Origin of the sequence: Mycolicibacterium aurum (assembly GCF_900637195.1) — a bacterium.
Lineage (GTDB): Bacteria > Actinomycetota > Actinomycetes > Mycobacteriales > Mycobacteriaceae > Mycobacterium > Mycobacterium aurum.
In genome coordinates this window covers 5,317,143-5,337,817 of sequence record NZ_LR134356.1, presented here as the reverse complement: position 1 = coordinate 5,337,817, position 20,675 = coordinate 5,317,143, and the positions used below count along the sequence as shown (strand labels likewise).

20 protein-coding genes are annotated in these 20,675 nt (G+C 67.6%); 10 read left to right on the top strand and 10 right to left on the bottom strand.

Going from position 1 to position 20,675, the window contains the following annotated elements:
• Positions 1-41: 41 nt before the first annotated feature.
• Both otsB and kstR read right to left on the bottom strand, forming a co-directional pair.
• Complete coding sequence (gene otsB, locus EL337_RS25225; protein WP_048634209.1) at positions 42-800, bottom strand: trehalose-phosphatase; 759 nt, start codon at positions 798-800, stop codon at positions 42-44.
• A gap of 3 nt (positions 801-803) precedes the next feature.
• Positions 804-1,418, bottom strand: a complete 615-nt coding sequence (kstR, locus tag EL337_RS25220; protein ID WP_232786876.1) for a cholesterol catabolism transcriptional regulator KstR — start codon at positions 1,416-1,418, stop codon at positions 804-806.
• A gap of 288 nt (positions 1,419-1,706) precedes the next feature.
• Between kstR and EL337_RS25215 the strand changes: the two genes are divergently transcribed.
• A complete protein-coding gene (locus EL337_RS25215; RefSeq protein WP_048634207.1) occupies positions 1,707-3,845 on the top strand; it encodes an acyl-CoA dehydrogenase family protein in 2,139 nt (712 codons plus the stop codon).
• Positions 3,846-3,851: 6 nt separating this feature from the next.
• Here the strand turns inward: EL337_RS25215 and EL337_RS25210 are convergent, their stop codons facing one another.
• Positions 3,852-4,430 carry a hypothetical protein gene (locus tag EL337_RS25210; RefSeq protein WP_048634206.1) on the bottom strand — a complete coding sequence of 193 codons (579 nt, stop codon included), beginning with the start codon at positions 4,428-4,430 and terminating at the stop codon, positions 3,852-3,854.
• Between the two features lie 22 nt (positions 4,431-4,452).
• Complete coding sequence (locus EL337_RS25205; RefSeq protein ID WP_048634205.1) at positions 4,453-5,523, bottom strand: ferredoxin--NADP reductase; 1,071 nt, start codon at positions 5,521-5,523, stop codon at positions 4,453-4,455.
• 190 nt (positions 5,524-5,713) lie between these two features.
• On the opposite strand from EL337_RS25205, the gene hsaA reads away from it, so the two are divergent.
• From hsaA to hsaB, 4 genes are read left to right on the top strand one after another with little or no spacing between them, the layout of a single operon-like run.
• Positions 5,714-6,898 (top strand): 3-hydroxy-9,10-secoandrosta-1,3,5(10)-triene-9,17-dione monooxygenase oxygenase subunit, encoded by a 1,185-nt coding sequence (hsaA, locus tag EL337_RS25200; protein WP_048634204.1) that lies wholly within the window; start codon positions 5,714-5,716, stop codon positions 6,896-6,898.
• A gap of 16 nt (positions 6,899-6,914) precedes the next feature.
• Positions 6,915-7,820, top strand: coding sequence for a 4,5:9,10-diseco-3-hydroxy-5,9,17-trioxoandrosta-1(10),2-diene-4-oate hydrolase (gene hsaD, locus EL337_RS25195; protein ID WP_048634203.1), 906 nt, complete (start codon positions 6,915-6,917; stop codon positions 7,818-7,820).
• Positions 7,817-8,719 (top strand): iron-dependent extradiol dioxygenase HsaC, encoded by a 903-nt coding sequence (hsaC, locus tag EL337_RS25190; RefSeq protein ID WP_048634202.1) that lies wholly within the window; start codon positions 7,817-7,819, stop codon positions 8,717-8,719. Before hsaD ends, hsaC begins: the two co-directional genes overlap by 4 nt.
• Positions 8,719-9,285 carry a 3-hydroxy-9,10-secoandrosta-1,3,5(10)-triene-9,17-dione monooxygenase reductase subunit gene (gene hsaB, locus EL337_RS25185; protein WP_048634201.1) on the top strand — a complete coding sequence of 189 codons (567 nt, stop codon included), beginning with the start codon at positions 8,719-8,721 and terminating at the stop codon, positions 9,283-9,285. The genes hsaC and hsaB overlap by 1 nt, the downstream gene beginning before the upstream one ends.
• Before the next feature lie 18 nt (positions 9,286-9,303).
• On the opposite strand, the gene EL337_RS25180 is transcribed toward hsaB, so the two are convergent.
• On the bottom strand, positions 9,304-10,011 hold the full coding sequence (locus EL337_RS25180; RefSeq protein ID WP_048634200.1) for a TetR/AcrR family transcriptional regulator: 708 nt from the start codon (positions 10,009-10,011) through the stop codon (positions 9,304-9,306).
• Between the two features lie 103 nt (positions 10,012-10,114).
• Between EL337_RS25180 and EL337_RS25175 the strand changes: the two genes are divergently transcribed.
• The gene (locus tag EL337_RS25175) at positions 10,115-11,014 is read left to right on the top strand and encodes a lysophospholipid acyltransferase family protein (RefSeq protein ID WP_048634239.1); all 900 of its coding nucleotides are present in this window, start codon (positions 10,115-10,117) and stop codon (positions 11,012-11,014) included.
• Here EL337_RS25175 and EL337_RS25170 read toward each other — a convergent pair.
• The gene (locus tag EL337_RS25170) at positions 11,011-11,490 is read right to left on the bottom strand and encodes a hypothetical protein (protein WP_048634199.1); all 480 of its coding nucleotides are present in this window, start codon (positions 11,488-11,490) and stop codon (positions 11,011-11,013) included. The two genes, EL337_RS25175 and EL337_RS25170, sit on opposite strands and share 4 nt — an antisense overlap.
• A 57-nt stretch (positions 11,491-11,547) precedes the next feature.
• Here EL337_RS25170 and EL337_RS25165 point away from each other — a divergent pair, with 57 nt between their 5' ends.
• Complete coding sequence (locus EL337_RS25165; protein WP_048634198.1) at positions 11,548-12,099, top strand: TetR/AcrR family transcriptional regulator; 552 nt, start codon at positions 11,548-11,550, stop codon at positions 12,097-12,099.
• A gap of 53 nt (positions 12,100-12,152) precedes the next feature.
• Here EL337_RS25165 and EL337_RS25160 read toward each other — a convergent pair whose 3' ends face one another.
• Together EL337_RS25160 and EL337_RS25155 are read right to left on the bottom strand one after the other, a co-directional pair.
• Positions 12,153-12,923, bottom strand: coding sequence for an alpha/beta fold hydrolase (locus EL337_RS25160; protein ID WP_048634197.1), 771 nt, complete (start codon positions 12,921-12,923; stop codon positions 12,153-12,155).
• 10 nt (positions 12,924-12,933) lie between these two features.
• On the bottom strand, positions 12,934-13,851 hold the full coding sequence (locus EL337_RS25155) for a LysR family transcriptional regulator (protein ID WP_232786875.1): 918 nt from the start codon (positions 13,849-13,851) through the stop codon (positions 12,934-12,936).
• Positions 13,852-13,959: 108 nt separating this feature from the next.
• Here EL337_RS25155 and EL337_RS25150 point away from each other — a divergent pair, with 108 nt between their 5' ends.
• The 3 genes from EL337_RS25150 to EL337_RS25140 are packed head-to-tail and all read left to right on the top strand — an operon-like array spanning position 13,960 to position 17,980.
• Entirely contained in the window at positions 13,960-15,342 is a 1,383-nt protein-coding gene (locus EL337_RS25150; protein WP_048634195.1) for an MFS transporter, read from the top strand.
• Complete coding sequence (locus EL337_RS25145; RefSeq protein WP_048634194.1) at positions 15,339-16,085, top strand: 3-hydroxybutyrate dehydrogenase; 747 nt, start codon at positions 15,339-15,341, stop codon at positions 16,083-16,085. The genes EL337_RS25150 and EL337_RS25145 overlap by 4 nt, the downstream gene beginning before the upstream one ends.
• A complete protein-coding gene (locus tag EL337_RS25140) occupies positions 16,070-17,980 on the top strand; it encodes an acetoacetate--CoA ligase (protein ID WP_048634193.1) in 1,911 nt (636 codons plus the stop codon). Before EL337_RS25145 ends, EL337_RS25140 begins: the two co-directional genes overlap by 16 nt.
• A 1-nt stretch (position 17,981) precedes the next feature.
• On the opposite strand, the gene xylB is transcribed toward EL337_RS25140, so the two are convergent.
• Together xylB and EL337_RS25130 are read right to left on the bottom strand one after the other, a co-directional pair.
• The gene (gene xylB / locus EL337_RS25135) at positions 17,982-19,376 is read right to left on the bottom strand and encodes a xylulokinase (RefSeq protein WP_048634192.1); all 1,395 of its coding nucleotides are present in this window, start codon (positions 19,374-19,376) and stop codon (positions 17,982-17,984) included.
• Position 19,377: 1 nt separating this feature from the next.
• Positions 19,378-20,550 carry an ROK family transcriptional regulator gene (locus tag EL337_RS25130; RefSeq protein WP_048634191.1) on the bottom strand — a complete coding sequence of 391 codons (1,173 nt, stop codon included), beginning with the start codon at positions 20,548-20,550 and terminating at the stop codon, positions 19,378-19,380.
• Between the last annotated feature and the right edge of the window lie 125 nt (positions 20,551-20,675).

Below are 20,675 nucleotides of genomic sequence, written 5' to 3'. Positions count from 1 at the left end.
GCGTGATTCGGCGCCGCCAGGGGCGCAAACACAATTGCCGATCAGGCAAGTCCGGCGCGTGTCCTGGCATCGGCGAGATACTGCAGCGCCTCCGCGACATCCTCGGGGGAATCGATGCGGTAGGTCGCGGCCGTCTCGCCGGGGCCGACTTTCACCCCGACGTCGGAGCCGCCCAGCCGGACGAAAGCCTTCTCGTCGGTGACGTCGTCGCCGAAGAAGACCACTGCCGACGCATCGTGTTCGCGGCGCAGGATGTCAACAGCCTCACCCTTGTCGGTGGAGATCACCGCGAACTCCAGAACCGCCTTGCCGGTCGTCACATGTGCGTCCCACCCGGCCGCGGCATCCCACGCGGCGGCCAGGGCGGCCTCGCCGTCGGCAGGTCCCGCGTTGCGCACGTGCAGTGCCACGCTTGCGGGTTTCGTCTCGACGGTCACGCCCGGCTTCCCCTCGGCGATGGCGGCCAGCCTGTCGGTGATCCGCTGCAGCAGGTCGCGGTCGATGTGGTGGGCGAACCCCGAAGCGAACTCGGCGCCGTGGCTGCCCACCAGCTGCACCGCCGCGGGCAACGCGGACAACTCGCGAAGCGTCGCCAATGCGCGTCCCGAGATCAGCGCCGTCGTGGTGGACGGCAGTCCGGCGAGGGCGACCAGTGCGTCCCCCGCCTCGGGCAGCGGCCGCGCGTCGGCAGGATTGTTCACGATCGGCGCGAGTGTGCCGTCGAAATCGGAGGTGACCAGCAGTCGCGGGGTTGCTGCTACGGCGTCGAGGGCCTGCGACAACTCGGGCGGGAGGCTCACGGCCTAGATCTTAGGCTGGTCGCCGTCTCCGATGAGCAGACGCACGGCCAGGTCCAGCCGCTTGCTGACGTCGGTGGCCGAGGCGCGGCGGGTGAGCCAGGCCAGCAGGTTGGATAGCCACACGTCGGAGATCACGCGGGCGATGTGGTACTGGTCCTCGGTGGGTTCGCCTTCGCTCATCGCCCTGGCGAACATCGAGTCCATCAGCTTGCCCACGTGGTCGACCTCGCCGGCGGCCGACGCGTCGGCGAACACGAACGCCCGCGTCATCGCCTCGGTGAGCAGCGGATTCCGCTGCATGGCCCGGTTGAGCTTGCCGACCATGATGTTGAGCCGCTGATACGCGGTGGCGCCCGCGGAGAGCGCCGCCCGGTCGGTCTTGGCGTCGATACGCTCGAACTCCCGGCCCAGCGCGGACACCAGCAGGTGGACCTTGGAGGGGAAGTACCGGTACAGGGTGCCGACCGCGACGTCGGCACGTTCGGCCACGGCCCGCATCTGGACGGCTTCGTAGCCGCCCTTCGACGCGATCGCCAACGTGGCGTCCAGGATGCGCTTGCGCCGTTCCCGCTGAGCCTCGGATCCCAGCTCCGATTCGGCAAGGACCGCCACGTTCATCACCCGCCGGGGACGCGACTCAACCCCGGGGCTGGTCGCGGCGCGAGCTGACGGCTGCGGCTTCTCAGCTGACAACTCAGAGGTCCCGGACATTCGGTAGGTGGCTCCTTCGTGATGCGTTCTCGGTGAAAACGATACGCATGCCGGACACGAAATTCTCCCCTCCGTGTCGGGGAGACCCCGGCGTGCCTGCTGTAATGGCGGTCGACTTGACGGTCGGACGCTGGCACTATTAGAACACGTTCTAGTGGGAAGCACCGTCTTCTCGCCCAAACGCTAGGAGTCCCGGTGTCAGCTGGAACCTCGAATGCCACGGCTCTGACCACCGACGAGCAGTCGGCGGCGCGCGAACTGGTCCGGAGCTGGGCCGCAGGGTCCGGATGCCGGGAGGCGGCGCGCGACGTCGAGCAGGGCGACGCCGACGCCTGGCGTGCGCCCTACGGTCGGCTGGCCGAACTAGGGATCTTCGGCGTGGCGCTGCCCGAGGAGCACGGCGGAGCCGACGGCACCGTCTCCGACCTTGCGGCGATGATCGACGAGGCGGCCGCCGCCCTGGTGCCCGGGCCGGTGGCCACGACCGCGCTGGCCACCCTGGTGCTGTCCGGTTCGCACCCCGAACTGCTGGAAGCGCTCGCGACCGGCGAGCGCACCGCAGGTATCTCGCTCGCCGCGGACGTGGACTACGCCGACGGCCGGGTATCGGGAAATGCGCCGTTCGTGCTCGGCGCCGACGCCGAGGGCGTGCTGCTGTTACCGGCAGGCGAGCGCTGGGTGCTGGTCGACGGCACAGCCGACGGCGTCACGGTCGAACCGCTGAGAGCCACCGACTTCTCCCGGCCACTCGCTCGGGTGACGCTCGACGCCGCCGCCGCCGAGGTGCTGGAGGTGTCCGCGCAGCGCGTCGTCGACCTGGCCGCGACACTGCTGGCCGCCGAAGCGGCGGGCATGGCGCGGTGGTTGCTGCAGACCGCCACCGACTACGCGAAGGTCCGCGAACAGTTCGGCAAGCCGATCGGCAGCTTCCAAGCCATCAAGCACATGTGCGCGGAGATGCTGCTGCGCTCCGAGCAGGCCTCGGTCGCCGCCGACGACGCCGCGCGCGCAGCGTCAGATCCCGATGCCGACGACTCCCAGCTCTCGATCGCGGCAGCGTTGGCGGCGTCGGTGGGCATCGAGGCTGCCAAGGCCAACGCGAAAGACTGCATCCAGGTGCTCGGCGGAATCGGCATCACGTGGGAACACGATGCGCACCTCTACCTGCGGCGGGCGTACGGCATCGCGCAGTTCCTGGGGGGTCATTCGGACTGGCTGCGCCGGGTGGCGGCACTGACCCTGCGGGGGGTGCGTAGGGAGCTGCACATCGACCTGGCGTCGGTTGCCGATCTGCGGCCCGACATCACAGCCGCCGTCCGCGAGATCAGTTCGGCCCCGGAGAGCCGGCGACAGATCGCGTTCGCCGAGACCGGTCTGCTGGCCCCGCACTGGCCCCGGCCGTACGGGCGTGCGGCCGGCCCGGCGGAGCAGTTGCTCATCGACCAGGAGCTGGCGGCTGCGGGACTGGTGCGGCCCGATCTGGTGATCGGGTGGTGGGCCGTGCCGACCATCCTCGAGCACGGCAGCCCTGAGCAGGTCGAGCAGTTCGTGCCGCCGACGCTGCGCGGCGAGTTGACGTGGTGCCAGTTGTTCAGCGAACCCGGCGCGGGCTCCGATCTTGCCGCACTGCGAATGAAAGCCGTTCGCGCCGAAGGTGGTTGGAAGCTCACCGGGCAGAAGGTGTGGACGTCGGCCGCGCAGAAGGCGCACTGGGGCGTCTGCCTGGCTCGAACCGATGCCGATGTCCCGAAGCACAAGGGCATCACCTACTTCCTCGTCGACATGAAGGCACCGGGGATCGTGATCCGGCCGCTGCGGGAGATCACCGGTGACGAACTGTTCAACGAGGTGTTCTTCGACGACGTGTTCGTGCCCGACGAGATGGTGGTCGGCGAGGTGAACGAAGGGTGGCGGCTGGCGCGGACCACCCTTGCCAACGAGCGCGTCGCGATGGCGCAGGGCACCGCGCTGGGCAACCCGATGGAGGAGCTGCTGCGCGTCGTCTCCGAACTGGAAGTTGATGGCGCGCTTCAGGATCGGCTCGGGCATCTGATCGGTGTCGCCCAGGTGGGGTCGCTGCTGGATCAGCGGATCGCCCAGCTCGCCGTCGAGGGTCAGGACCCCGGCTCGCAGGCCAGCGCCCGCAAGCTGATCGGCGTGCGCTACCGGCAGGCGCTGGCCGAGTTCCGGATGGATCTCTGCGAAGGTGCGGGTGTCATCGAGAACCCACAGGTGCACGACTTCCTCAACACGCGCTGCCTGACCATCGCCGGTGGTACCGAGCAGATCCTGCTGACGATGGCGGGCGAACGTCTGCTCGGCCTGCCCCGCTGAGCGGGCCTAGCCGAAGGTGGTCTGCGCGCAGGCCGTGGGCGTGGTGAGGTTCACCCCGGGGTAGACCACCTGGATCTGTGAGCACGCGATGAAGTCGGAACCGGTCGCGGGCAGGCCGGTGGACCAGTTCAGCGGCGCGGAATCGCCGTCGGTGCGGAAACGCTCCAGCGGTCCGCCGCCGAAGTAGGTGACCGAGATCTCGACGTCGCGCAGACCCTTGTACAGCTTGGACAGCACGTTGTCGTGGTTGGCGCCCTTGAGTTCTCGCGGCATGCCTGCCGGCGCGCTGTACCAGGCTTCCTGATACGCGTCGCGGTCCATGCTGCGCAGCGTGATCGTCTGTCGCGCCCAGGTGTCCTGAGGGAAGCCGGCGGCGGTGCCCGCGGTCAGCAGATTGGCCGCGGTGTCGAAGTAGCACCGGTTCTGTGCGGCCACGCAGTTGGCGTTCACGTGCATCTGGATCTGGGTGGCGGGGTCCACGGCGATGGACGAGATGCCGGTGTTGGACGCGGCGACGACGGGTGGCGCGCTCGTGAGCGCCACTGCCGTCAGCGCAGTCGCGCATGCCACAGCTAGCCGGTTCATCGTCACGAACCTAATCCCCTCGTCACTCGTCATAGGTGACTTCGACCGAATCCGATGTCGGATGCGCCTGGCAGGCCAGGATCAGCCCCTCGTCGAGGTCCTGCTGCTCGAGCACGTCGTTGATCTCCATCTCGGTGCTGCCGGACTTCTGCAGCACCGCGCAGGCGCCACAGTGGCCTTCGCGGCACGAGAACGGCGCGTCCAGGCCCTTGTCGAGCAGCACGTCGAGAAGCTTCGCCCGGCGCGGCCAGGACACCTCGTGGGTCTGGCCGTCGAGCGTCACGACGGCGGTCGCGGGGCCCTCTTCGCTGTCGTCTTCTTCGACGGTGACCGCCGCGAACGGGTCCGATTCCAGTGACTTGAAGACCTCGATGTGGATGCGGTCGGCGGGCAGCCCGGCGGCTTTCAGCGCTTCTTCCGCGGCCGCCATGAATGGTCCGGGTCCGCAGATGAACGCCTCGCGCGACCCGAACGGCGCGAACAGCTCTGCCAGCGCGGGCACCGTGGGCAGCCCCTGCACCGACTCCAGCCAGTGGATCGCGGTCAGGCGGTCGGGGTATTTGGCGGTGAGGCCGCGAAGTGTCTCGCCGAAGATGACCGACGTCTCGTCGCGATTGGCGTAGACGAGCGTGACCTTGCCGCTGCCCTCGGACAGTGCCGATTTGAGAATCGCCAGCATCGGGGTGATGCCGCTTCCCGCCGCCAGCAGCAGGAAGTCGTTGTCCAGGTTCTTCGGGACGAATGTGCCCGACGGGGCGAGCACGTGCATCTTCATGCCCGGGTGGGCGTGGTCGCACAGCCAGTTCGAGGCGTAGCCGTCCGCGGTGCGTTTGACGGTGACCGTCAGCGGATCGCCGGTGAACGGCGAGCTGCACAGCGAGTAGCACCGTGCCACCGAGCCGGTGCGCTCGCTGGGTACCCGCAGCGTCAGGAATTGGCCCGGCGCGTAGTGCAGTTTCTCGGGCGGAACCGGGGCGTCGGCGGGAGACGTGAACACCAGGGAGCGCGCGTCTGCGGTCTCGTCGATGACGTCGGCGATCTCGAGTTCCAGCACGTGGCTGCCCAGCGGCTCGTCCGCTGCAACGTCGGTCACGACAGGACCACTCCTCACGCTCGCTCCGGGCCAATAACTAGAACAGGTTACAGAAATACATGTCCGCAGGTCCAACGGCTACAACAACGCGCTACTCGACACAAATCGTAACGTGTTCTAATCTTGCCCAAGTGACCTGCACTCCGCGCAAGCGCTCATCGCCAGGTCCCAGTCTCCGGGAGGTAAATCCGTGACGTCCATTGAACAGCGTGACGTGGCTTCGGTCCTAGCCGGGATCGACGATCTGCTGCCGCTCATCGCCAAGCGTGCCCAGGCCGCCGAAGAACTGCGGCGCCTACCCGACGAGACCGTCCAAGAGCTCGACGAGGTCGGCTTCTTCAAGCTGCTCCAGCCCGAGCAGTGGGGCGGCCTGCAGTGCGACCCGACGGACTTCTACGAAGCCGTCCGCCGTCTCGCGAGCGCGTGCGGTTCCACCGGTTGGGTGTCGTCGATCATCGGCGTGCACAACTGGCATCTGGCGCTGTTCGATCAGCAGGCCCAGGACGAGGTCTGGGGTGAGGACACCAGCGTGCGGGTGTCCTCGTCGTACGCGCCGATGGGTGCGGGCACCGTGGTCGACGGCGGCTATCTGGTCAGCGGCGCCTGGCAGTGGTCCTCGGGCTGCGACCACGCCACGTGGGCGTTCCTCGGCGGCCCGGTCATCAAGGACGGCAGGCCGGTGGACTTCGGCAGCTTCCTGATCCCGCGCACCGAGTACCGCATCGATGACGTGTGGAACGTCGTCGGCCTGAAGGCGACCGGCAGTAACACTGTCGTCGTCAAGGACGTCTTCGTGCCCCGGCATCGATTCCTGTCCTACAAGTCGATGAACGACGGCACTGCAGGCGGCTACGAGAACAACACCGCGCCGGTGTACAAGATGCCCTGGGGCACCATGCATCCCACCACCATCAGCGCGCCCATCATGGGCATGGCCTACGGGGCCTACGACGCCCACGTCGAGCACCAGGGCAAGCGGGTGCGCGCCGCGTTCGCAGGCGAGAAGTCGAAGGACGACCCGTTCGCGAAGATCCGCATCGCGGAGGCGGCCAGCGACATCGATGCCGGCTGGCGGCAGCTGATCGGCAACGTCGGCGAGGAGTACCAGCTTCTGAAGTCCGGTCAGGAGATCCCGTTCTCCTTGCGGGCGCGGGCTCGCCGCGACCAGGTGCGCGCTACCAAGCGGGCCATCGAGTCCATCGACCTGCTGTTCGAGGCGTCGGGTGCCACCGCCCTGAACTCCGACCAGCCTGTGCAGCGCTTCTGGCGCGATGCCCACGCCGGCCGGGTCCACGCGGCCAACGAGCCCGAGCGGGCGTACCTGATCTTCGGCAACGATGCGTTCGGTCTTCCGCCCCAGGACACGATGGTTTGATGATTAGTAGGCTCGAATGACTTCTTTCGCCGCTGAAGCTGCCCAGCAGCAGGAGATCACGTTCGACTCGACCTCGCGCTACGCGCAGGTGCGCGATGACATGCGCCTGCACTATCACGAGGCGGGCGACCCGTCCGCGCAGACGATCGTCCTTCTGCACGGCGGTGGACCCGGTGCGTCGAGCTGGTCCAATTTCGGCCGCAACATCGCGGTGCTCGCCGAGCACTTCCACGTGCTTGCGGTCGATCAGCCCGGCTACGGACACTCGGACAAGCACACCGAGCACGAGCAGTACAACCGCTACAGCGCCACCGCGCTGCTGAACCTGTTCGACCATCTCGGCATCGAACGCGCTGCGCTGGTGGGCAATTCGCTCGGCGGCGGCACTGCGGTGCGATTCGCGCTGGACAATCCGAAGCGTGCCGGGCGTCTGGTCCTGATGGGCCCGGGTGGGTTGAGCGTCAACCTGTTCGCGCCCGATCCGACCGAGGGTGTCAAGCTGCTGGGCCGGTTCGCGGCCGACCCGACGCGCGAGAACATCGAGAAGTTCCTGCGCATCATGGTGTTCGATCAGAGCCTGATCACCCCCGAGTTGGTCGAGGAGCGGTTCCAGATCGCCAGCACCCCCGAATCGCTGGCCGCCACGAAGGCGATGGGTAAGTCCTTCGCTGGAGCGGATTTCGAGCTCGGCATGATGTGGCGCGACGTCTACAAGCTACGTCAGCCGGTACTGCTGATCTGGGGCCGCGAGGACAGGGTCAACCCGCTCGATGGTGCGCTTGTGGCGATCAAGCAGATTCCCCGCGTGCAACTCCACGTCTTCGGGCAGTGCGGACACTGGGCACAGGTCGAGAAGTTCGATGAGTTCAACAAGCTGACAGTTGATTTTCTGACAGACGTTCCGAGGAATGCTTCATCATGACCATCAAATCGCTTGGCTACCTGCGCATCGAGGCCACCGACGTCGGCGCATGGCGTGAGTACGGGCTGAAGGTGCTCGGCATGGTCGAAGGGTCCGGCCCGACCGACGGCGCACTGTATCTGCGGATGGACGAGTTCCCCGCACGCCTGATCATCGTGCCGGGCGAGCACGACCGTCTACTGGAATCCGGCTGGGAAACCGCCAATGCGGCTCAGCTGCAAGATATCCGGCAGCGCCTCGACGGTGAGGGCACGCCCTACAAGGAAGCCACCGCCACCGAGTTGGCCGACCGTCGCGTGGACGAGATGATCGTGTTCGACGACCCGTCGGGCAACACGCTCGAGGTCTTCCACGGCGTCGCTCTCGAACACCGCCGGGTGGTCAGCCCGTACGGCCACAAATTCGTCACCGAGGAACAGGGCCTCGGTCACGTGGTGCTCACCACCCGCGACGACGCCGAGACGCTGCACTTCTACCGCGACGTGCTGGGCTTCTTCCTGCGCGACTCCATGAAACTGCCTCCTGAACTGGTCGGTCGGCCCGCTGACGGTGCACCCGCCTGGCTGCGCTTCCTCGGGGTGAACCCGCGACACCACAGCCTTGCGTTCATGCCCGGCGAAACCCCCAGCGGCATCGTGCATCTGATGGTCGAGGTGGGCGAGGCCGACGACGTCGGTCTGTGCCTGGACCGCGCGCTGCGGCGCAAGGTGAAGATGTCGGCGACGCTGGGGCGGCACGTCAACGACAAGATGCTGTCCTTCTACATGAAGACGCCGGGCGGTTTCGACATCGAGTTCGGTTGCGAGGGTCTCGAAGTCGAGGACGACGACTGGGTGGCCCGGGAGAGCACCGCAGTGTCGCTGTGGGGCCATGACTTCAGCGTGGGCTTCAAGGGCTAGTGAGTAGCGCCCCGATCGATCCGCGCACCTTCCGGAATGTACTGGGACAGTTCTGCACCGGTATCACCGTGATCACGACCGTGCACGAGGACGTCCCGGTCGGCTTCGCCTGTCAGTCCTTCGCGGCGTTGTCGCTGGACCCGCCATTGGTCCTGTTCTGCCCGACCAAGGCCTCGCGGTCATGGGCCGCCATCGAGGCCAGTGGCAGCTTCTGCGTCAACATCCTGCACGAGAACCAGAAGGACGTCTCGGCGCGATTCGGCTCCCGCGAGCCCGACAAGTTCGCCGGGATCGATTGGACGCTGTCGGAACTGGGCTCGCCGATCATCGACGGATCGCTGGCCCACATCGACTGCACGGTGAACTCGGTGCACGACGGCGGTGATCACTTCGTGGTGTTCGGCGCGGTGCATTCGCTCTCGGATGTGCCGAAGAAGAAGCCGCGGCCGCTGCTCTTCTATCACGGGCAGTACACCGGCATCGAGCCCGACAAGAACACACCGGCCGACTGGCGCAACGACCTCGAGGCGTTCCTCACCGCCACCACCGACGACACCTGGCTCTGATCGGCGCTGCGCGCCCAATCAGGCTGGGGACTCGATCACACGTAGTGCGGCGACCTGACCGTCTCGAAGGAAATCGATCATTCCTGCCGCCACGGCGCGCAGTCCCTTCTGATTGGGCCGCTGCGGTCCGAGCAGGGCGGTGACAGCGGCGCCGAACACCCTCAATCGGTCGTCGGTGGACACCGGATCTGCGAGCAGCGACAGCAGGACACCCGAGATGAGTGCCTGCACAGCAAATGTCTGGTCGGCGATGTCCCAGTCGGTTCGGGCCATTCCGTGCTCTCGCCACAGCGGAATTGCCGCGTTCAGGACGGCGTCGGGCCCGAGCGCCTCGGTGAGCGCGATGGATCGGGGATGGTCGACGAGGATGCCGAGGAGATCGTCGTCGTGGCGCTGCAATGCCGCGATGAGCGGCTGGCCGGTGGCGACCTGCAGCATGGCCGGGCAGAAGCGCGACGGGCGCACCAGATCGACGTCGCTGCCGAACCTCGTGATCAGCTCGTCGAGGATGCGCAGGAAACCCCGCCCGACCAGTCCGATCAGCAGGTCCTCCTTCGTCGGCCAGTACAGGTACACGGTTCCTTTTCCGACGTGTGCCCGCGCGGCGACATCCGCGACGGTGAATCCCTTGGCGCCGCGGGCGAGCAGCAGGTCGTTGGCCGCTGTCAGAACCCGCGCTGCGGTGGCGGAGTTCTGTTCCGGCAGTCCGTCGAACGGTGACGTCATCGAAGGCACTGTAGTTGACTGACTGACCATTTTGGCCATTTGGTCAGATCGCGCGCTACAGTCGGAGGTGGTGGAACCCGACGGTGCCGAGGCGGGAGTGGACATGACGAAGACGCAGCAGCGGCCTTTCCGGTCAGTCTCGAACGATGTGGACGTGGACCGGCTGGTCGACGAACCGAGCCGGGTGCGGGCGTTCGCCAGGGGCATCTTCGCGGTTGCCGACGCGTTGGCTCCCGCCTTCGATCTCGCGCGGATCTACGTGGACGGCCTGGAGAATCTGCCCCGCGACGGCAGATTCCTGCTCGTCGGCAACCACACCGTCTCCGGGCTCGCCGAGGTGGTCCTGATTCCCTACGTGGTGCACCGTGAACTCGGTGTGCGGGTGCGCGGCCTCGCCAACCTGCAGATGACCGGGACGACAGGCGTTGTCCGCGACGCGTTGGAAGCGGCCGGCGCAGTACCGGGTAGGCCGGAGACGTGCGCGGAGTTGATGCGACAGGGGGAGTCCATCCTGGTGTTTCCCGGCGGCGGTCGGGACATGCTGAAGTTCAAGGGGGAGGAGTACACGCTGCAGTGGGAACGGCGCAGCGGCTTTGCTCGCCTGGCCGTGGAACACGAGTATCCGATCGTGCCCGTCGGACTGGTCGGCGGTGACGACGTCTATCGCAGCGTCGTGGAACGCGACGGTGCGTGGGAGACGAGAAGTCGGAAGCTCGGCGAGCGTGTGCACGGGCTCCCTGGCGTGGGGATACCGATCGTGCGGGGATTGGGGCCGACATTGATACCCCGACCTCAACGCATGTATCTGCGATTCGAACCGCCGATGGCCACGTCGCGGCCACCGCGCGTGACTGTGGATACGTGGGTCACCACCGTCAAGGAAGATGCGCGGACGGCGCTGGAGCGAACCCTGGCAGACCTGCAGGAACTGCGGGCGACCGACCCGTTCCGAAACCTGAACCCGCTGGCCTGGCATCGAGCTGCGCAGGCACGGTCGCGTTAGCCGACGCGCTCCGCGGCGTCGTGCAGGAGTGAGCGCACGATCGTCAGATGGGTCGGCAGCACCGCCGACCACAGCGCCCGGGCCACCGGGTTGCCCAGGTGCACGACCGTGGCGAACACGATGCCGTCGGCGGTCACCCGGGTGATCAGCTGGCCGGTCAGCCCGAGGCGGGAATCACCTTGTAGCCGAACGTATTCGGCGGAACTGTGAGCGATCGGCCAGCCTGCCACCGTGTTGGCGTCGCTGTGGCGCAGGCCGATCCCGAGCATCGTCCATCCCGCGCGGAGGCGGACGCGCATCGCCGCGGTGGTGCCCTCGAGGATCTCGCGCGCCCACCATTCCGGCGACGCGAGAGCACCGGACTCCACGTGCATCAGGTGCGCATCGATGTGGTCGATGCGCGCAAGGGTGCTACATCTGCGCACGTCGTCGCCGGCCTCGATGGGATCGATCGTGCCTCGTCGGCTGGTGGTCATGGGGAGCCTCCCTCGATTGATACAGAACAGTACTGTATCTATCGTAGGCTGGGCAGCGTGCCGCCGCCAGTACGCACACCCCGCGAGGTGTGGATCGACACCGCGCTGGAGATGCTTGCCGCCGAGGGACCCGATTCGGTGCGGGTGGAGGTCCTCGCCCAGCGGCTCGGGGTGACGCGTGGCGGCTTCTACCGGCAATTCGGTGGCAGGGACGACCTGGTGGACGCCATGTTGCACGTGTGGGAGCAGCGCAGCATCGACGACGTGCGCGAGCGGGTCGAGGCGGAGGGCGGCGACGCACGACGGAAAGTCCGCAAGGCCGGGGTGCTGACGTTCTCGGCTCAGCTGCTCCCGCTCGATCTGGCGGTGCGGGAGTGGGCCAGGCGGGACCCGGACGTCGAGGCACGTCTGCGGCGGGTGGACAACCGCAGGATGGCGTATCTGCGCGAACTCATCTCGAGCATCTGCGACGGCGACGCCGCCGAGGTGGAGGCGAGGGCGCTACTCGCGTTCTCCCTGGTCATCGGCGACAACCTGATCGCTGCGGAGCATCCGGACAGCACCCGTGCCCGGGTTCTGCGGGACGCCACCCGTCTGCTGCTCGGTTGACTTACACGGGTGTGATTCATCCACACTGTGCACAACTTCTGGGGATAACCTGCTCAGCGCACCTGTGCCGCGATGAACTCGGTGATCGACGCCGCGACATCGCGGTGGACGGCCTCGTTGAGGATGTCGTGCCCCGCGCCGGGGAACTCGACGAGCCGCAACGGGCCGACCTGCTCGGCGTAGGCGCGCACCGCGCCGATGGGTGCGATCGGGTCGTTGCCGCCGTGCACGGCCAGCGTCGGCACGGACAGTGTCGGCAGGTCGGCTCCGAAGCGGTCCCACCCCCTGTCCAGTTCCCGCGTGAGCGCTGCGCCGTCGGCGCCGACGAACGCCAGTGGGTCGTTCTCGAGCGAATCCAGGTAGAACGGGTCCGCGGACAGCCAGCTCGGATCGAGGTCCAATGAGGTGTCGACATCGACCAGTGCCGGGACCGCTATCAGCGGCGCGCCCGAGATGATCGCGGCGCGGTATCGGCCGGGCTCGTCGAGGAGGCCGAACAAGGTGGCGATCGCTCCGAACGAATGTCCTTGCGCCAGTAGCGGCAGGCCGGGACGCTCGGCCTCGGCAATCGCGGTCAGGGTTTCCGCCAGAGCTCTGGAGTCCTCGATGGTCCCGAAGTCACCGCGGTCGCCCGGGCTCAGGCCGTGTCCGAACTGGTCGACCGCCCAGAGGTCGATACCCGCGGCGTTGAGCGCGAATCCGTATCGGTGGTACAGCCCGGTGTGCTCGCCGAAGCCGTGCAGGAAGATCACCGCTGCCATGGGCTCGGCCGCCGCCCAGTGGCGGTAGTAGGCACGTCCGCGGTCGTGGTCGAGAAAGGGCATGCCGCCTACGCTAGCCCCGGCGGCCGCCTCCGAGCAGCACGTCTTGCTGCTCGGTCACGCGCGCACAGATCGCGTCGACGACGGCGGCCACCTCGGGCCTGCGCAAAGTCTCGGCGCGGGCGACAAGCCAGTACGTCAGCTGGATCGAGACGTCGTCGGCGAGGACGCGGACCAGATCCTGGTGACGGTCGGCCATGAAGCAGGGCAGCAGGCCCAGTCCGGCCGAGGCCCTGGTGGCTTCGACGTGGACGAACACGTTGGTCGACGTCACGGATTCCCGCATCGCCGGAGCGAAGCTCGTCGCCAGGTCGAGGTCGTCGACCTGGAGCATCGAGTCGATGAAGTAGACGAGCGGAAAGCGCTGCAGGTCGGCGACATCGGCGGGCGCGCCATGCCCGGCAAGGTAGTGCGTGGACCCGTACAGGCCCAGGCAGTAGTCGCCGAGCCGCAGTGCCTTGGCGCGCAGCACCTTGGGTTCACCGACGACGACCTCGATGTCCAGGCCCGAGCGCTGCTGAGTGGCGCGCCGCGTGGCGGCGACGATCTCCACCGCCACCCGAGGGTGCCTGCGCTGTACGTCAGCGGCGGCGGGCGCGGCGATGTAGGCGGAGAAACCGTCGGTCGCCGAGATCCGCACCACGCCTTCCAGTGCGCGGTGCCCGGCGTCGTCGGTGGTGAGCGAGCGGACGGCGGACTCCACCGCCTCGGCGGCGGTGAGCGCGCCACGGCCGAGATCGGTGAGCTCCCAGCCGCCGGCCACCCGCGCGAGCACCCGGCCGCCCATCGCGCGTTCCAGTGCGGCGATGCGACGGCTGATCGTGGTGTGGTTGAGTCCCAGTTCGTCGGCGGCCGTGGTGTATCGGCCGGTCCGGCCGACTGCCAGCAGTACCAGGAGGTCGTCGGCGCTGGGGCGGCCTGGCGCAGTCATATGTGCATTTTTGCAGACACGTCCTGCAGTTTTGGGCATTGCTGCAGCGGGTAGCTGCAGGAATACTCACGGCTATATGTGGTGGGCATCACAACGGAGGGGTGTGCGATGAGTACGCAACAAGACGTGGGTTCGGACGGGCCGGGGTCGATCACGAAAGGACTGAAGAGGGTCGTCGTCGCCTCGATGGCGGGCACCGTCGTGGAGTGGTACGAGTTCTTCCTCTACGGCACGGCCGCGACCCTGGTGTTCAACAAGATCTTCTTCTCGGAGACCACCAGCGAGCTCAACGCGATCTTCCTGGCCTTCGCCACCTACGCGGTGGGCTTCGTCGCTCGCCCGGTCGGAGGCGTGGTGTTCGGACACTACGGCGACAAGTACGGCCGCAAGAAGCTCCTCCAGTTCAGCCTGCTGCTCGTCGGTGTCGCGACGTTCTTGATGGGGTGCCTGCCCACGTTCGGTCAGATCGGATACTGGGCGCCGGGGCTCCTCGTCACGTTGCGGTTCATCCAGGGCTTCGCCGTCGGCGGCGAGTGGGGCGGTGCGGTGTTGCTGGTCGCCGAGCACAGCCCGGACCGTCAGCGCGGCTTCTGGGCGAGTTGGCCGCAAGCCGGTGTACCGGTGGGCAACCTGCTCGCGACCGTCGTCCTGCTGATACTCACGGGCGTACTGACCGAGGACGCCTTCCTGTCCTGGGGCTGGCGAGTCGCGTTCTGGCTGTCCGCAGTCGTCGTGCTGATCGGCTACTACATCCGCACCAAGGTCACGGACGCACCGATCTTCGTTGCGGCGCAACAGGAAGCCGAGCGCATCAAGGCATCGTCGTACAGTGTCGTCGAGGTGCTCAAGCGGTACCCGCGCGGTGTCTTCACCGCCATGGGCCTGCGGTTCGGCGAGAACATCATGTACTACCTGGTCGTCACGTTCACCATCACGTACCTGAAGGTGCAGGTGGGTGCCGACACCAACTCGATCCTGCGGTACCTGCTCGTCGCGCACGCGGTGCACTTCGCGATCGTCCCGTTCGTCGGGTATCTCGCCGACCGCTTCGGGCGACGCCCGGTCTACATGATCGGGGCGATCCTCGGCGCCACCTGGGGTTTCTTCGCCTTCCCGATGATGAACAGTGGCAACTACGTCGTCATCACGGCAGCTGTCACGCTCGGCCTGATGATCCACGCGTTCATGTATGCGCCGCAGCCGGCGATCATGGCCGAGATGTTCCCGACGCGCATGCGCTATTCCGGTGTCTCCCTTGGCTATCAGGTCACCTCGATCGTGGCCGGGTCGCTGGCGCCACTGATCGCGGTGAAGCTGCTCGACATCTACGACTCCGCGGTACCGGTGGCGATCTACCTGGCCATCGCCTGTGCTGTCACGTTCATCGCCGTGCTGTTCACGCGCGAGACCAACGGCATCGACCTCACGTCGCTCGACATCGCCGACGCCGAGGACGTGGCGCGGGCCGAGCGCCGTGCAGGCGTCGTATGAGCGAGCTCAGTGGCCGGACGGCGCTTGTCACCGGCGGTGCCGGAGGCATCGGCGCGGCATGTGCCCGCGCCCTCGCCGAGCGTGGGGCGACGGTCACCGTTGCCGACATCGACGCCGCCGGCGCGACATCCCTGGCCGAGGAGATCGGCGGCACCGCATGGACGGTGGATCTGTTCGACGTCGCAGCCCTGGAAGACCTGCGCCTGGAGACGGACATCCTGGTCAACAACGCGGGGATCCAGAGCATCAGCGAGATCGCCGAGTTTCCGCCCGACAAGTTCCGGTCGATGATGGCGCTGATGGTCGAAGCGCCCTTCCTGTTGATCCGCGCCGCACTACCGCACATGTACCGCAACGGTTTCGGCCGGGTGATCAACATCTCGTCCATCCACGGGCTGCGCGCGTCCCCGTTCAAGGTCGCGTACGTCACCGCCAAGCACGCGATGGAGGGGCTCTCGAAGGTGACCGCACTCGAAGGCGGCCCGCACGGCGTCACCAGCAACTGCATCAACCCCGGTTATGTTCGAACCCCGCTGGTGACCAAGCAGATCGCCGACCAGGCCAGGACCCACAGCATCTCCGAGGATAAGGTGCTGTCCGACGTGCTGCTCAAGGAGAGTGCGGTCAAGCGGCTCGTCGAACCCGAGGAGGTGGGCGCGTTGGCCACGTGGCTGGCATCGCCGGTCGCCGGCATGGTGACGGGCGCTTCGTACACGATGGACGGCGGATGGAGCGCTCGGTGACAGTGGGCGCACAACCCCAGTGGGTGCCCACCGACGCGGATGTCGCCGACGCCAGGGTCACCGCTTTCGCCCGCTTCGTCGAGAGGCGCACCGGGGCGTCGTTGCCGGACTACCAGACACTGTGGCAGTGGTCGGTGGACGACATCGAGGGATTCTGGGCAGCGCTGTGGGACTACTTCGATCTCGGTGAACGCGCTGAGCCAGTACTGGCTCATCCCGAAATGCCGGGCGCCCAATGGTTTCCGGGGACCACCCTGAACTACGCCGACCAGGTGGTGCGCCACGCCCGGACCGACCGGCCGGCGATCATCCACGTCGGCGAGGGCGCGCCCGACCGCGAGATCTCGTGGGACGAGATGCTGGGCCGCGCCGCCGCGTTCGCGGACAAGCTGCGTGCCTGCGGCGTGCAGCCCGGCGATCGGGTCGTCGGCTACCTGCCCAACATTCCCGAGGCCGTGATCGCGTTCCTGGCCACTGCCAGCGTCGGTGCGGTGTGGAGTGCCTGCGGCCAGGACTATTCGGCAAAGGCCGCTCTGGACCGACTCGGACAGCTCGAGCCGAAGGTGCTGGTATGCGCCGATGGCTACACCTTCGCGGGCACGTACCGCGACAAGCGCGACGATGTCGCCGCCCTGGCGGCGGGTCTACCGACGCTGACGGCGTCGTTCTCCGTCGCCGATCTCGCCGATCGCACCGAGACCGGTCTGCAGACGGTTCCGGTGCCGTTCTCGCACCCGCTGTGGATCCTGTTCTCCTCCGGCACGACCGGCCTGCCCAAGGGGATCGTCCACGGCCACGGGGGTGTCGTGCTTGAGCACATCAAAGCCGCTGCGCTGCAATCCGACCTGGGCCGTGATGACACGTTCTTCTGGTTCACCAGCCCCAGCTGGATGATGTGGAACTTCCAGGTCGCCGGACTTCTGGTCGGCTCGACCATCGTCTGCTACGACGGCAGTCCGTCGGCCGGAACCCCGGATGCCCTGTGGGAGATCGCGGCCCGGGTGCATGCGACGGTACTCGGCACCAGTCCCGGGTACGTCCTCGGCTGCATGAAGGCCGAGGCGGATCCCGGCGCGACACACGACCTTTCGGCGCTGCGAACAGTGGGGATCACAGGTTCGTCGCTGCCGGCCACGTCGTCGCTGTGGTTGCGGGATCACGTGGGTGTCCAAGTCGCCTCCATCAGCGGCGGCACCGACGTGGTGTCGGCCTTCATCGGCGGCGTCCGCACGGTTCCGGTGTGGCCCGGTGAGCTCTCCGCGCCCTTCCTGGGGTGCGCGCTCGACGCGTGGGACGAGTCGGGTAAACCTGTGCGCGGCGAGGTGGGCGAGCTCGTGATCACCAAGCCGTTGCCGTCGATGCCCGTCGGATTCTGGAACGATCCGGACGGAACGCGTTACCGTGAGGCATATTTCGAGATGTTCCCGGGTGTCTGGCGACACGGCGACTGGATCACGATCACCGATCACGGCAGTGTCATCGTGCACGGCCGCTCGGATTCCACCCTCAACCGCCACGGCATCCGGATGGGCAGCGCCGACATCTATCAGGCGGTGGAGAGTCTGCCGGAAGTAGTCGAGGCGTTGGTGATCGGTGCCGAGCAGCCTGACGGCGACTACTGGATGCCGCTGTTCGTGGTGCTCGCCGAGGGAGTCGAACTCGACGACGCGCTGCGTGACCGCATCAACGGCGCCATCCGGTCCGAGGTGTCCCCGCGCCACGTTCCCGACGAGATCATCGTTGCCCCGGGCGTTCCGCACACCCGAACCGGGAAGAAGCTCGAGGTGCCGATCAAGAAGCTGTTCCAGGGCGGCGACGCGGCCAAGGTGGTGGAACGCAGCGCGGTCGACGATCCGGCGCTGCTCGACTGGTACGTCACCCAGCGCCGGACATGACTCAGCGCAGTGTCAGCTGCGCTGCGCTGCGGTACCGCTCGACGACCTGCGGTGTGGCGTCGGCCTCGTAGCGGGCCGCCGCATCGACTGACCACTGCGGTGCCTCGTCTTCTCCGGAGAGCACCCACGCCGCCTGGCGCGCCGCCCCGAGTGCGACGTATTCGGCGGACGGCGGCACCTGCACGGTCGTGCCGAAGACGGCGGGCGCGATTCGGCGGACCGCCTCCGATCGCGCGCCACCACCCACGAGGATGATCTGTTCGGCGTCGATTCCCTGTTCGCCGATCTTGTCCACGCAGTAGGCCATGGAGCTGAGCAGACCCTCGACCGCGGCACGAGCGATGTTCGCGGAGTTCAGATTTCGCATCGTCATCCCGTGCAGTGCGCCGGCGGCATGCGGCAGGTTGGGTGACCGCTCACCCTCGAAGTACGGCACCAGGACCAGGCCGTCGGCGCCCGCAGGCGCCGACAGGGCGAGGCGGTCGAATTCGCCGAAGTCCACCCCGAGCATCTCGGCGACCGCGGCGAGCACCGGTGCGCCGTTGAGCGTGCACACCAGGGGCAGCTGGCGCCCGGTGGCGTCGGCGAATCCGGCGACGATTCCATCCGGGTCGTGCGGCGCGGCCTCGCCGACCGCGCTCACCACCCCCGACGTCCCGAGCGAGACCACACAGTCGCCGGCTCCCGCGGACAGCCCCAACGCGGCCGCGGCGTTGTCGCCCGCACCGGGGCCGAGGATGATCCCGCCCGCCGTCTCGCCCGCCGAGTCACGCGGACCGAGCACCCGAGGCAGCGCAGGAGACCTCCCCCTGAAGGCGAGTTCGAGCAGATCGGTCTGGTAGCTGTTGCTCTCTGCCGAGAAGTACCCCGTACCGCTGGCGTCGCTGCGGTCGGTGCAGAGGTCACCGATGGCGGAGGATCCGCGCAGGCGCCATGTCAGCCAGTCGTGGGGAAGGCACACCGCGGCGGTCGCGTCGGCATGCTGCGGCTCGTGGTCGGCCAGCCATCGCAGCTTGGTGGCGGTGAAGGACGCGACCGGTACGACGCCCACCCGCCGCGCCCACTGATCGGGACCGCCGAGCTCACCGACAAGATCGGTGGCGGCCGCGCTGGAGCGGGTGTCGTTCCACAGCAAAGCATCTCTGATCACGCGGCCGGCGGAGTCCAGGCACACCATGCCGTGCTGCTGAGCGCCCACCGAGATGGCGGAGACGTCGTCGACGCCGCCGGCCTTCGCGATGGCCTGCTGCAACGCGTCCCACCACAGCCCGGGATCGACCTCTGTGCCGTCGGGATGCGGCGCGGCCGCCGAACGCAGGGTCCGTCCGGTCTCCGCGTCGCAGATCACCACCTTGCACGACTGGGTGGAGGAGTCGATTCCCGCGACCAGTGTCATATCAGTACCTTCCCGGATCTGTGAGTACGGGCGCGAAGGCGAGCTCGGCCGCCCCGATCATCAATGTGTCCCCACCCAGGGTCGCAGGCACGACACGGACCAGGTCGCGCGGCGCACCCATGCTGCGGCGCGTGAGCTCCTCGTGCAGCGTCGCCGCCGCGAAGGCCGGGAAGACCCGCAGGAAGCCGCCGAGCACGATCAGTCCCGGATTGAGCATGTTGACCGCATTTCCCAACGCGATCGCCAGCGACCGGGCCTGCCGGGCCAGCACGTCACGTTCGGCATGGGTGTGGGCAGCTGGGTCGCCGCCGGCGGTGCCGTCCAGTTCGGCGAGCAGACGTGCCAGCGGTGCCTGCGTCACCTCGGTTTCCAGACAGCCGACACTTCCGCAGTGGCACTGTTCGCCGCCGCCGACGTAGGTGTGGCCCAGTTCGCCCGCATAGCCTGCGATTCCGCCCAGCAGTCCACCGGCGACCACGAAGCCGGCGCCGATTCCGCTGGGCCCGCCGTTGACGTAGATCAGATGCTCGGCATCGTGGTGCCTACCGAACAGGTGCTCGGCGATCGCTCCGGTGTTGGCATCGTTGGCCGCAAAGACGGGCAATCCTGTTGCCGCACTGAGCATCTGCCCGATTGCGACGTCATGCCAGTCCAGGTTGGGTGCCAGCTGCACCACGGACTCGGGCCCGTGCACCAGCCCGGGTACCGCCACGCCGACTCCCGCCACGGTCTGTCCGTCGGCCAACGTGGCGCGGATGCGTTCGATCGCCTCGGTGGCCAGCGCCACGGTGTCCTCGGCGGAGGGGACACGATCGGTCGGACGGCGCACGACGTCGAGGACGGCCCCGCCCATCGACACCACCCCCACGGTCACGGCGTTGACCTCGGGAGTGACCGCGATCGCCAATACGCGCCCGCCCGGCCGCACGATGGGGCTGGGCCTGCCGACCTGCGACACCGACGGTGCGGGTGACTCCTCGGCCAGCCCACGGGCGACGAGTTCCTCGACGAGATCCTTCGTGGTGGATCGCGACAACCCGGTGTGTCGGGTGAGTTCCGCGCGGCTGAGTGCCCGGTGGCGGTGTACCAGTGTCAGAACGCTCGACAGATTGCGCCGCCGAACGTCGTCGGTGCTGGTTCCCACCCGCGCCGACCGGCGGTCATCAGTCCGCATCCTCCGAAACCTGCCCCTCGCTTGGCCTTGACAGTGGCGCGCGCCACATTTTATGTTCGCACGGAGAACAAAACCATATTTCTCCGCAGATGACCCAGTTTTCCGGTGTCATGATCCCCGAGGAG